13 protein-coding genes are annotated in these 11,987 nt (G+C 42.2%); 9 read left to right on the top strand and 4 right to left on the bottom strand.

Going from position 1 to position 11,987, the window contains the following annotated elements; translation table 11 throughout:
- Window positions 1-12: 12 nt before the first annotated feature.
- Window positions 13-180 carry a hypothetical protein gene (locus BS333_RS07850; protein WP_021709487.1) on the bottom strand — a complete coding sequence of 56 codons (168 nt, stop codon included), beginning with the start codon at window positions 178-180 and terminating at the stop codon, window positions 13-15.
- 791 nt (window positions 181-971) lie between these two features.
- Here BS333_RS07850 and htpX point away from each other — a divergent pair.
- From htpX to BS333_RS07800, 9 genes are all read left to right on the top strand, one after another.
- The gene (gene htpX / locus BS333_RS07840) at window positions 972-1,841 is read left to right on the top strand and encodes a protease HtpX (RefSeq protein WP_021711070.1); all 870 of its coding nucleotides are present in this window, start codon (window positions 972-974) and stop codon (window positions 1,839-1,841) included.
- 215 nt (window positions 1,842-2,056) lie between these two features.
- Window positions 2,057-2,476, top strand: coding sequence for a nuclear transport factor 2 family protein (locus tag BS333_RS07835; protein WP_021711069.1), 420 nt, complete (start codon window positions 2,057-2,059; stop codon window positions 2,474-2,476).
- A complete protein-coding gene (locus BS333_RS07830) occupies window positions 2,473-3,216 on the top strand; it encodes an SDR family oxidoreductase (RefSeq protein WP_021711068.1) in 744 nt (247 codons plus the stop codon). The genes BS333_RS07835 and BS333_RS07830 overlap by 4 nt, the downstream gene beginning before the upstream one ends.
- Complete coding sequence (locus BS333_RS07825) at window positions 3,213-4,523, top strand: NAD(P)/FAD-dependent oxidoreductase (RefSeq protein ID WP_021711067.1); 1,311 nt, start codon at window positions 3,213-3,215, stop codon at window positions 4,521-4,523. The genes BS333_RS07830 and BS333_RS07825 overlap by 4 nt, the downstream gene beginning before the upstream one ends.
- Before the next feature lies 1 nt (window position 4,524).
- A complete protein-coding gene (locus tag BS333_RS07820) occupies window positions 4,525-5,292 on the top strand; it encodes a DUF1365 domain-containing protein (protein ID WP_033004265.1) in 768 nt (255 codons plus the stop codon).
- Between the two features lie 142 nt (window positions 5,293-5,434).
- Complete coding sequence (locus BS333_RS07815; RefSeq protein ID WP_021711065.1) at window positions 5,435-6,691, top strand: SAM-dependent methyltransferase; 1,257 nt, start codon at window positions 5,435-5,437, stop codon at window positions 6,689-6,691.
- Between the two features lie 6 nt (window positions 6,692-6,697).
- Window positions 6,698-7,186: a DUF2878 domain-containing protein gene (locus tag BS333_RS07810; protein WP_021711064.1), complete on the top strand. Its 489-nt coding sequence runs from the start codon at window positions 6,698-6,700 to the stop codon at window positions 7,184-7,186.
- On the top strand, window positions 7,176-7,772 hold the full coding sequence (locus BS333_RS07805) for a chalcone isomerase family protein (RefSeq protein WP_418369069.1): 597 nt from the start codon (window positions 7,176-7,178) through the stop codon (window positions 7,770-7,772). Before BS333_RS07810 ends, BS333_RS07805 begins: the two co-directional genes overlap by 11 nt.
- Window positions 7,772-8,317 (top strand): DUF3833 domain-containing protein, encoded by a 546-nt coding sequence (locus tag BS333_RS07800; protein WP_021711062.1) that lies wholly within the window; start codon window positions 7,772-7,774, stop codon window positions 8,315-8,317. The genes BS333_RS07805 and BS333_RS07800 overlap by 1 nt, the downstream gene beginning before the upstream one ends.
- 167 nt (window positions 8,318-8,484) lie before the next feature.
- Here BS333_RS07800 and purB read toward each other — a convergent pair whose 3' ends face one another.
- The 3 genes from purB to mnmA all read right to left on the bottom strand — a co-directional run bounded on the left by purB (window position 8,485) and on the right by mnmA (window position 11,761).
- Window positions 8,485-9,855 carry an adenylosuccinate lyase gene (gene purB, locus BS333_RS07795; protein WP_021711061.1) on the bottom strand — a complete coding sequence of 457 codons (1,371 nt, stop codon included), beginning with the start codon at window positions 9,853-9,855 and terminating at the stop codon, window positions 8,485-8,487.
- Window positions 9,856-9,997: 142 nt separating this feature from the next.
- Entirely contained in the window at window positions 9,998-10,615 is a 618-nt protein-coding gene (gene hflD, locus BS333_RS07790; RefSeq protein ID WP_021711060.1) for a high frequency lysogenization protein HflD, read from the bottom strand.
- A 9-nt stretch (window positions 10,616-10,624) separates the two neighbouring features.
- A complete protein-coding gene (gene mnmA / locus BS333_RS07785; protein ID WP_021711059.1) occupies window positions 10,625-11,761 on the bottom strand; it encodes a tRNA 2-thiouridine(34) synthase MnmA in 1,137 nt (378 codons plus the stop codon).
- Window positions 11,762-11,987: the final 226 nt, after the last annotated feature.

Genomic DNA, 11,987 nt, shown 5'->3' with positions numbered 1-11,987 from the left:
GTGAACGGATCATTAAACGTCTTGATTAAGCCCCATGATCGCTTGCTGTGTTTCAGTAATACGTTGTGTCATTTGTGCATCTGTTGAGATACCCAGTTGTTTTTTTGCTTCATCCTCTGAAATGCCTAGGTGACAACGTAGTAAATCAATAGCCATTTGATAGTCGTTAGTTTCTACCATGATGTTTCCCTCAATCCATGGAAATTATGAACTGCCTTTTATTCGTCGGCATGTTCCATATTGTTCATATAATCAGAATCTAGCAGATTCACACCATGACACAATAAGACCAAAGTCTATAGCGTATGATAAATATCAATACCCAAGTGACCTCAGATGCTTGATGCAGAAGCGATGTAGTAGGGTATAATTGTTCTGTTTGGAAAACAAATGTTGCAATTTATTGCTCCGCCTTGTTTTTATTGCCGAATGGCTATATCTATACCCAAGTGATTTCAATATGCACAGGGCTGAGCAGCATTGAATTTAGAATCTCTATTTGCTGAGGTTATTCTGGGTCCAAACTGGGGATATCAGCAGTATATTTGCTGTTTTTAGTCGACAACTTGACGTCACTTGGGTATATACCCAAGTAACCTCAAGATACTGTGTTCAGCGAGATGACCTTAACTCTCAGGAGCGGCAACGATTCGAAGATATAGTCGTTCTACATTGAGAATCGTTAACAAAGTCTGAGAGTTAAGGTCGCTCGCCCTTTGGGAGCGTGTCACTGAGCCGACTTCTTGCGTCAGACAACTTGGAAATAGAATACTATTCCGCTTCGTTGTCTTCCTTGAATTCGACTCAGTGACCTCGCTCTGAATCAAGCATCTTGAAGTCACTTGGGTATAAGCCTGATAACATAGGTTGAAATAGGAACGCCTTTTTCCTAACCTGTTTAGGCACAAATATTAAAGAAAGCGTTTAAAATCAATTTACTTGATAAAAATAAGCTTCCTCGGAGAAAAGTAATGAAGCGAATTATGTTATTCCTAGCAACCAACTTAGCTGTTGTACTCGTACTGAGTGTTGTTTTGAATATTGTTTATGCTGTAACAGGAATGAAACCGGGTAGCCTTTCTGGCTTGTTAGTCATGGCGGCAGTCTTTGGTTTTGGTGGTGCATTAATTTCATTAATGATGTCAAAGGGGATGGCACTCCGCTCTGTAGGCGGAATGGTGATAGAAACCCCACGTAATGAAACAGAGCACTGGTTGCTCGAAACTGTGTCGCGTCAAGCACAGCAAGCGGGTATTGGTATGCCAACGGTTGCTATCTATGATGCTGCTGATATCAATGCATTTGCGACAGGTGCAAAACGAGATGATTCACTTGTCGCGGTCTCGACAGGTTTATTAAACAACATGACGCGTGATGAAGCTGAAGCGGTACTAGCGCATGAAGTCAGTCATATCTCTAACGGTGACATGGTAACAATGACGTTGATGCAAGGTGTAGTGAATACATTTGTCATTTTCTTATCCCGTTTTATTGCTAATATTGTCTCATCCAATGACGATGAAGAAGGCCAAGGTTCCAACATGATGGTTTATTTTGGCGTCTCCATGGTGTTGGAACTCGTATTCGGCTTCTTAGCCAGTTTCATTACTATGTGGTACAGCCGTCATCGAGAGTTCTATGCTGATGCTGGGGCTGCTAAGTTAGTTGGCAAAGAGAAAATGATTGCGGCTCTGGAGCGTTTGAAAATGAGCCATGAATCTCAGCTCGATGGAACGATGATGGCGTTTGGTATCAACGGTAAGCAAACAATGACTGAGCTGTTAATGAGTCACCCACCTCTTGATAAACGAATTGCAGCATTGCGTAATCAGGAATACTGATTTTTGTCGGTCGGATCAGGTCGAGTGACGAGCTCCTAGTAATTTTCTGAAAAGGCTTGGTTTTTTACCAAGCCTTTTTTGTGTCTGTTGATCGTTTCATTATTAACTTGCGTATCACTTTGGAAATAAAAATGACTTTGTACAACTTATCCAATTAGTCTATCTTATACATATGATAATTTTGTACAACTGTGGTGTGATACAGGAGCGGTAGAATGGACATTCATTCAGTTGGCAATGTTTATGAAAAACTCAATAAATCAAATTTATACACACTGGAAGAGCTTTACCATCCGAATGTGACTTTCGAAGATGCAGCTCACCGCTTGGAAGGCTGGAATGCTCTGAAAAGTTATTTCGATAACCTCTATACCAATGTGACTCGTTGTGATTTTGAGATCCATGAACACCAGCAGATGGGGAATGTCGGTTTCTTAATCTGGACAATGAGATTGCAGCATCCCAAGCTTAAAAAAGGCGCGACTATCGAAGTCAAAGGAGTCTCTCATCTTAGGTTTCAAGATGAGAGAGTCATTTATCACCGAGATTATTTTGACCTTGGTGAGATGCTCTACGAAAACTTGCCTTTGTTAGGCTCTGTGGTTAAAGCAGTGAAGAAGAGACTAGGTCAATGAGTAAAAAATCGATTCTCATTACTGGAGCAACTTCTGGCATCGGCAAACAGTTGGCACTAGATTATGCGCAGCAAGGCTGGAATGTTATTGCATGCGGTCGAAATTCATCGGTGCTCTCAGAGTTAAAAAACGCCTCTCAAAATATTTTCACTTTACGATTTGATGTTACGCATTATGAAGACACGGTCAGCACGCTCTCTTCACTACCGTTTGTTCCTGAGGTTTGGGTTTTTAATGCGGGCGATTGTGAGTATATGGACGATGGTGTCGTTGACGCGAAACTTATGGCACGAGTGATGAATGTGAATGTCTTGGGCGTTGTGAATTGTATTGAAGCTTGTCAATCGTACTTCGTTAAAGGGCACAAAATCGTCATCGTTGGTTCTATTGCCTCAGAAATGCCTTTACCTAGGGCAGAAGCTTATGGCGCCTCAAAAGCCGCAATCAGTTATTTTGCGAGAAGCTTAGCCACTGATTTAAAAGTGAAAGGTATTAAAGTTGTTACTGTTTTTCCTGGCTTCGTTGAGACCCGTTTGACGAACAAAAACACTTTTGACATGCCCATGATTGTCACGGCGGTGCAGGCTTCAAAGGCAATCCGACAGCAACTTAATGCAAACAAAAGCGACATCTACTTTCCTGCTAGGTTCACTAGCATCTTGCGCTTTATTTCCCTCCTTCCATACAGTTGGCAAGTTTGGTTTGCTTCAAAGTTGGTTTCACAAAAGGAAAATAAATGAGTATTAACGGAAGAAAGAAAATTGCCATTATAGGTACGGGTATTTCAGGCCTGACCTGTGGGTACTACTTACACAAACATCACGACATTACAGTGTTTGAAGCAAATGATTACATTGGTGGCCATACCGCGACGGTAGACGTTGATGTGAATGGTAAATCATACGCTATCGACACTGGCTTTATTGTATACAACAACCGGACTTACCCAAACTTCATAAAAATGATGAATGATATTGGCGTGGAGGGCATTCCGACTCAAATGAGCTTTAGTGTCAGAAACGATGGCAACGGGTTAGAATACAACGGCCATACGCTGTCTACTCTTTTTGCACAAAAGCGAAATTGGGTTAATCCACGATTCTATCGGTTTATCTTTGAAATATTGCGTTTCAACAAGTTGGCCAAATCCTTTGCTCATGAACATAGCTCAGATTATCAGACATTGGGTGAGTTTTTAGATGAGCATGACTTTAGTCCTTTTTTCTCTGATAACTATATATTGCCGATGGGCGCGGCTATATGGTCTTCGACTCTTGCTGACATGCGTGCGTTCCCGTTGATGTTTTTCTTACGATTTTTTCTAAATCATGGACTGCTTGATATTACAGACCGTCCACAATGGTATGTGATTAAAGGGGGTTCACGGGCCTACATACCCCCTTTAACGCAAGGCTTTGCCGATAAAATACTGCTCAAAAGCCCTGTAGAAAAGGTTACCAGAACTCATGAAGGTGTTGCGATTACTGTACATGGCAGGGTGCAGTGGTTTGATGATGTTATCTTTGCTTGTCACAGTGATCAAGCTCTCAAACTGTTAGACGATATCAGCTTGCTTGAACAGGACATTTTAGGAGGTATGAAATATCAAGCTAATGAGGTTGTGCTTCACACTGATACTGCCTTATTACCACGTCGTAACGCGGCATGGGCTTCATGGAACTATTTATTGGATGGCAGCAAAGCAGAGCAAAAACGCCTTCCTTCGTTGACATACAACATGAACATTCTTCAGCACATTGATTCCGAGCAGACTTTCAATGTGTCACTCAACAGCACAGATAAAATTGATCCAAATAAAATCCTTCGAGCTTTTACTTATCATCATCCTGTTTTCACCATGGAATCAATAGCGGCGCAGAAAAGAAAAGAGGAAATTCAAGGTCAATGCCACACCTGGTTTTGTGGGGCTTACTGGTATAACGGATTTCACGAAGATGGTGTTCGCAGCGCTTTAGACGTCGTTAAAAGTATTGAGCAAAAATATCAACATTGTTCAACCAATGTGTTAGAGAAAGGTGCGGCTTAATATGGCGCGCCAAATGAACAGTCGTTTATTTATAGGTAATGTTCGTCACCGAAGGTTTACTCCAGTAGAGCATTCACTTAATTACTCACTTTTTATGCCTGCGATTGATCTGGATGAGCTAGAAGTTTTGGAGAAGAAGGTATGGGGTTTTGGCTCTCGCTGGTGGCATTGGGCGCGTTTTAAACGCAATGACTATATTGGCGAAGGTTGTCTCAAGCGTTCGGTACAAGACAAAGTGGCGCAACTGACTGGGGAGCGCGTTACGGGCAAAGTCATTGCTGTTTGCCACTTACGTTATCTTGGCCTCTATTTTAGCCCCGTGAACTTTTATTATGTGTATGACTCTTGCGAAGAGTGGAGATATTTACTTGCGGAAGTGAGTAATACACCTTGGAATGAACGTCACTATTATGCAATTTCCGCCAACGAGCATGATGAAAAATGTGGTTGGAAACAGGACAAAGCTTTTCATGTTTCGCCGTTCAACCCAATTGAGCAACGCTATCACTGGAGAATTAAACCATTGACTGACAGGTTAAGTATTCACCTTGAATGTCACAAAGGAGTGAAGCATTTCGATGCCACAATGACAATGAAAGCAAAGCCGTTTTCGAGCCAATCACTGTTGCGCTGTTTAGTTTTAACTCCTATTCAAACGGTAAAAGTGATGGTGGGTATCTATTGGCATGCATTAAAGCTTTGGGTAAAAGGGGCACCGTTTTACTCGCATCCTAAATATCTTAAGAACGGAGAAAAACCGCCCAAATAGCACATGTTTTAATAACTTGATGAATGGTTCAAGTTAATAACTCGTTAAGTCTGACTTTTAAGCTTATCAGACATTTGCTCTCATTTTTTCAACGATTCATTAAGCTTTAGAAGAATAAAGAATAATACAAGGAGAAGTCTGAATGTTAAATACCTCCTCAATGGTTATGCCAACAGAGCTAACAGCAACGCAAAAAGCCGCGCGAACATTGCTTTTTCGCTGCTTGGATAAAATGGAAATAGGTTGCCTGACGATTATAGAGAGCTTTAAAACAGGCACGACAGAGCGGAGTGAACGATTCGCAACCCAGATGCTTGAACACAATGGTGTCCTTGCTGCAGCGACAATTGAGGTCAAGCACCCTGGATTTTACTCGCGGATTTTACAAGGTGGCAGTATTGCAGCAGGTGAAGCTTATATGGATAGCTGGTGGGATAGCCCGGACCTGACAGCATTGATGAAATTATTCGCACTCAATATTCGGGCTCTGGATCAACTTGAGCAGCAGGGCAGTTGGCTAACAAAAATGTTCTATCAGTTGAGTCATTGGATGAAACGAAACTCTCAACAAAATGCTCGTAAGAACATTCATGCCCATTATGATCTAGGCAATGCGCTTTATGAGACGTTTCTTGATGAAAGAATGCTCTACTCCTCGGCTTTATACCTTCAAGACAGTGATAGCTTAGAACAGGCTCAAATCAATAAAATGGAGCGGCTATGTCAACAATTGGCACTGAAATCATCGGATCACGTGATGGAAATCGGTACCGGTTGGGGGGCGATGGCGGTCTATATGGCAGAGAAATATGGTTGCCAGGTAACCACTACGACGATTTCTGAAGAACAATACCTTTATACCGAAGAACTGATCAAACAAAGAGGTTTAATGGATCAGATTACGTTGCTTAAAGAAGATTATCGAGACTTAAGCGGGCAGTATGACAAATTGGTTTCAATTGAAATGATAGAGGCAGTAGGCAAGCAGTATCTACCATCTTATATTCAGGTATGCCAATCTTTACTCAAGCCAGGTGGTGTGATGGCATTACAGGCGATAACTATTGCTGATCAGCGTTATCATTATTACAGTAATAGTGTTGATTTTATTCAAAAATATATTTTCCCAGGTGGTTTCCTACCTTCTATTACCGCATTAACTCAGGCGACGACCAAGTACAGTGACTTTGTGGTTAGAGACCTGTTTGATATTGGGTTGGATTATGCCAAGACACTTAATGAGTGGCATCAGCGTTTTAATCAGGCACAAAGTAAAGTCTCGGCTCTCGGTTATGATGATCGCTTTGTACGTATGTGGCGTTATTACTTAAGTTACTGTGAAGGAGGCTTTTTAGCTCGAACAATCAGTGCTGTACACCTGACTCTTCAACGGCCTTAAATACAAATGCTTTTATTTTTTAAGTCGCTTTGGTTTCAACTTTGTTGGTTTGTTGCGGTGTTAGGGACGGAAGGTTGGCAGTGGCTAACCTTAACGCTTGCTTTATTGACGCTGAGTTACTGCGCTATTAGAAGCCCTCACTCATTGAAAATGATCAGCAAAATTACTGTCATAGGTTGGTTGCTAGACACTTTAAACCAGCAAGTGTCTATTTTTGTCTTCCCGAGTCAAACATTACCTCTCTGGTTATTATGTTTGTGGTTTTTGTTCGCTTGGTATGCCTGTCAATTTCAAGTGGTTTTACTCAAATACAGAGCCAGTTTGGTCTGTCTAGTCGGTGCTTTAGGAGGAGGCGTCAGTTATTTTGCTGGTTCAAGTCTCGGTGCGGTTTCGTTTGGGTTCAGTGTATTTATGTCAATAACGATTATACTCATTGAATGGTTTTTATTGATGCTTTTAATATTAAAGGTGTGTCGAGATGAATATGAATCGTAGACGTCGGATTAAAAAAATCCTCAACATTGCCATGTGTGGTGTAGCTTCTGTTATATCGATGGCTTCATGTTTCTCATATTCTCAAAGTGTTTCAGCAGATAGTCACAAGCATGAGCGACATTGGCAGCAATGGAAGACGGTTGGAGAGGCTCAATTAAGCTGGCTGTTGTTTGATATTTACATCTCTCGACTCATGTCGCCGACAGGTAAATATCATGTCTCTACTGATATTTCTCCTCATCCTTTTGCTCTAGAGATGTTATATCAAAGAGACATTACACAAGAGCAATTACTCGAAGCTACGGACGAACAGTGGGAAAAGTTAGGGTTTAGCCAAGGAAAAAGAAGCCGTTGGGGAGAAAAGCTTCAGAGCATGTTCCCGAATATAAAAGAAGGAGATGCTCTAGTGTATTTGACCAACGGCACAACAGGCCAGTTATTACATAGAGAAGTAGGGACAGGGCCTTTCAAACCCGTTGGAACGGTGAGTGATGAACAGCTTAATGATGCTTTTTTATCGATTTGGCTATCGCCGAATACTGAGTATCCGAAGCTTCGTAAACAGTTAATAGGTAGGGAGAAATAGTGATAAAACTAAGACGATTTGCTCATTATTTGGTTTTGCTTTCATCCATTTTTCTTCTTGCATGCTCTGCTGAGCTTGATGATTATCATCAAAGTACCCCGAAATTTGATCTATTCGGTTATTTTAATGGTCATGTAAAAGCTTGGGGAATGGTACAAGACTTTACCGATAAACAAACTCGTCGCTTCGACGTAGATATCGTTGGACATGTTGAAGGTAATCAACTGAGATTAGTTGAGGATTTTCAGTTTCATGACGGAGAAAAAAGTCAAAGAGTTTGGGTTATTAATCGGTTGAAAAATGGTCGCTACAAGGGGGAGGCCGACGATATTGTGGGCGTTGCAGTTGGTGAGGAAGTCGGTAATGCACTGCGATGGCAATATGATTTTACGTTGCAACTGGATGATTCGGAAGTAACGGTGTCATTGGATGATTGGCTATATCGACAAGACGACAATCATGTGTTTAATCTGACTAAAATTAAGAAATTCGGATTAGAGGTTGGCAGCATTACGTTGTTTTTTCAAAAGCAAGCCGAAGAATGATGATATCTTCCCATTCATAACTGAACGAATCTTAATCCAGAACTGAATACAGCATCTTATGGTTACTTAGAACATCATGAGCTTAGTAGATTATCATGAGGTTTGTATAGGTACAAAAAAGGGTTGGTGACTTCTCACCAACCCGATAACGCTTTATATGATCCGGCTTAGAGTTTATCCGTTAGCTCAATTGCTTGACCGATGTAGTTGGCTGGCGTCATCTCTTTCAGGCGTGCTTTTTCGTGTTCAGGAAGCTCAAGGCCGTCGATGAAGTTACGCATTGCTTCGCCGTCTACACGCTTACCGCGAGTGAGTTCTTTTAGCTTCTCGTATGGCTTTTCGATGCCGTAACGACGCATGACAGTCTGTACTGGTTCTGCCAGTACTTCCCAGTTCTTATCAAGTTCAGCGAGAAGAGCCTCACGGTTGACTTCTAGCTTGCTGATGCCTTTAAGCGTAGAAGTGTAAGCGATGATTGCATAGCCAACACCAACGCCAAGGTTACGCAGAACTGTTGAGTCAGTTAGGTCACGTTGCCAGCGAGAAACAGGCAGTTTTTGAGCTAAGTGACCAAACACAGCGTTTGCAAGACCTAGGTTACCTTCTGAATTTTCAAAGTCGATTGGGTTAACTTTGTGAGGCATAGTTGAAGAGCCGATCTCACCAGCAATGGTTTTTTGCTTGAAGTGGCCTAATGCAATGTAACCCCAAACGTCACGGTCGAAGTCAATCAGGATAGTGTTGAAACGAGCGATAGCGTCGAACAGTTCAGCGATGTAATCGTGTGGTTCGATCTGAGTTGTGTATGGGTTCCAAGTAACGCCTAGAGACTCAGTGATGAACTCTTCAGAGAACTTGTGCCAATCTAGCTCTGGGTAAGCAGAAAGGTGTGCGTTGTAGTTACCGACTGCACCGTTGATTTTCGCTAGGATCTCAACGTTTTCGATTTGCTTGAATTGACGCTCCATACGGTACGCCACGTTTGCCATTTCTTTACCCATAGTAGATGGAGAAGCAGGCTGGCCGTGTGTACGAGATAGAAGAGGAATATCGCGGTATTCCACTGCGAGTGCTTTGATCGCGTCAATTAGGTTACGCATTTCTGGAAGAATCACATTCTCACGCGCTTCTTTAAGCATTAGGGCGTGTGATGTGTTATTGATGTCTTCAGAAGTACATGCAAAGTGGAAGAACTCGTTTACTGCGTGCAGTTCAGGAACGTCAGCAACTTTCTCTTTTAGGAAGTATTCAACCGCTTTGACGTCATGGTTGGTTGTGCGCTCGATTTCTTTAATGCGGCGAGCGTCTTCTTCTGAAAAGTTGGCAGCCAAGTTGTCTAGGAATTGGTTTGCCTCTGCACTAAATGCAGGCACTTCTGGAATTTCAGCAGTAGTAGCAAGTTTTTGAAGCCAGCGGATTTCAACGATAGTTCGATATTTTAGTAGACCGTATTCACTGAAAATTTCGCGTAACGCAATAGTCTTGCTTCCGTAACGGCCGTCTACTGGGGAAACAGCAGTTAATGCAGACAGTTCCATGATGTTCTCCTGAATTGGGTTTTTAAATTTCGTGAGCTTTATACCAATAACCGTGGCAATTGTCACGAACATTGCGCAAACGTTTGCGCTGAGCTGATGATTAGTCGAAATTAAAGCTCGCTTTTTATTGCGAGCATTAACATCATAAGCGAGCGAGCAGTATTTGTGCCTGCTCAACCATCTTTTTACGGCCAAAGATTAAGTGGCGACGTTTACCACCAACTTGGCGCCAAAGAACGGCGCTACGAATGCCCGAGAGCAACAAAGCACGAACTTTTTGTTGGCAGCTCGTTTGTTGCAAGACAGTAGGCGTGCCAGTGACTTGGATTCGAGGTCCAATAGGGCTTACGACATCTAAGTAGATACTGGCAAGATTGCTCAGCATTTGATCATCGAGAAGCTCATAATGTTCAGACTGTCGCTGCACCATTTGAATGCGGTCTCCTAGTTGAGACATGGCATCATTTCTGCTTGTAAGCTTTCTTTCTAAGGCCATAATACTGATCAGATAACGAGTGACTTCGCTACCTGCCGGTGTACTATCAATGCCTTTCACCAAGTATTCTAGGCCTAACTTAAGATCGGCTTCGCGACCGAAAACGCCTAACGTATTTGCTGGTGAAGTATTTAGAATCGCTTGTATTGAGGTAGCAAAGGCATCTTGATCACAGTGACCATTTCTTGCAACTTGTTGAACTAAAGCCACCGCTTGGCAGATACCTGCAAAAGCGATAGTACGATCGTAAAGTGTATTTGCCACGTAACGCTCCTAGGCTTGAGAATATTTAATACGCTGCTCGATAATACCACCACCTAGACACACTTGACCTTGATAAAATACAGCAGATTGGCCCGGTGTGACTGCAATTTGTGGTTCATCAAAGATGACTTTAATGTTTTCGTCATCAACTGGAATCACGGTACAAGGAATATCTTCCTGACGGTAGCGTGTTTTGACTGTACACTTCATCGGTTCAGTGATCGGTTGGCGATCAACCCAATGTAATTGCGAGGCGAACAAGCCTTCTGATTTCAGCATTGGGTGGTCTTTGCCTTGTACAGCAATAAGTACATTGCGCTTTAAGTCTTTCTCACCAACAAACCATGGTTCTTCATTACCACCGCCACCTTTTCGGCCACCAATGTGTAAGCCTTTACGTTGACCTAGTGTGTGGTACATCAAGCCCTGATGCTGGCCAATCACTTCACCATCTGGAGTTTCGATATGGCCAGGTTGTGCTGGTAAATAGCGGCCAAGGAATTCTGTAAACTTGCGCTCGCCAATAAAACAAATACCAGTAGAGTCTTTTTTCTTCGCCGTGATCAACCCTTGTTCTTCTGCAATACGGCGAACTTCTGGTTTTTCTAAATCACCAACAGGGAATAAGCTACGAGCGATTTGATCGTGACTCAGTGTGTAGAGGAAGTAGCTTTGATCCTTGTTACTGTCTAAACCACGTAGCATCTGGGCTTGCTCAGTGCTTGAGTTTGTATTTTCTGGGAAAGTGCGACGTACATAGTGACCCATTGCAATATAGTCCGCGTCAAGCACTTCATCAGCAAATTCTAAGAAAGCTTTAAACTTGATTTCTTTGTTACAAAGAATATCAGGGTTAGGTGTACGACCTGCTTTGTATTCTTCTAGGAAGTACTCGAAGACGTTGTCCCAATATTCAGCAGCAAAATTGATGGTGTGTAGATGAATGCCCAGTTTGTCACATACTGCTTGAGCATCAGCAAGATCTTCTGCTGCTGTACAATATTCTTCATTGTCATCTTCTTCCCAGTTCTTCATGAACAGGCCTTCAACTTGGTAACCCTGTTGTTGTAGAAGATACGCGGAAACAGAGGAATCAACGCCGCCGGACATGCCGACAATGACTTTCTTTTGGCTGTTATCAGACATTACTAAACACCACTTTGATAAACGGGATGAAGATTCTAGCAGAGTCTGCATCCCGGTGACAGATCCGAGATTAAAATCAGTGTCTAGTAAACAACGACTGATTTATCATAATTAATTGCTTTGAGTATGTATCGTAAAGCACGACGATTTATAGAAGCAGTATAATTTATAGAAACAATATGGTTTACTGAAACGATATAGCTCATAGAACCGACAAGCTTTACAA

This window comes from Vibrio azureus (assembly GCF_002849855.1).
In the GTDB taxonomy this organism is placed as follows: Bacteria; Pseudomonadota; Gammaproteobacteria; order Enterobacterales; family Vibrionaceae; genus Vibrio; species Vibrio azureus.
The sequence above is the reverse complement of the archived record's forward strand: the minus strand, read 5'-3'. Positions and strand labels throughout refer to the sequence as shown.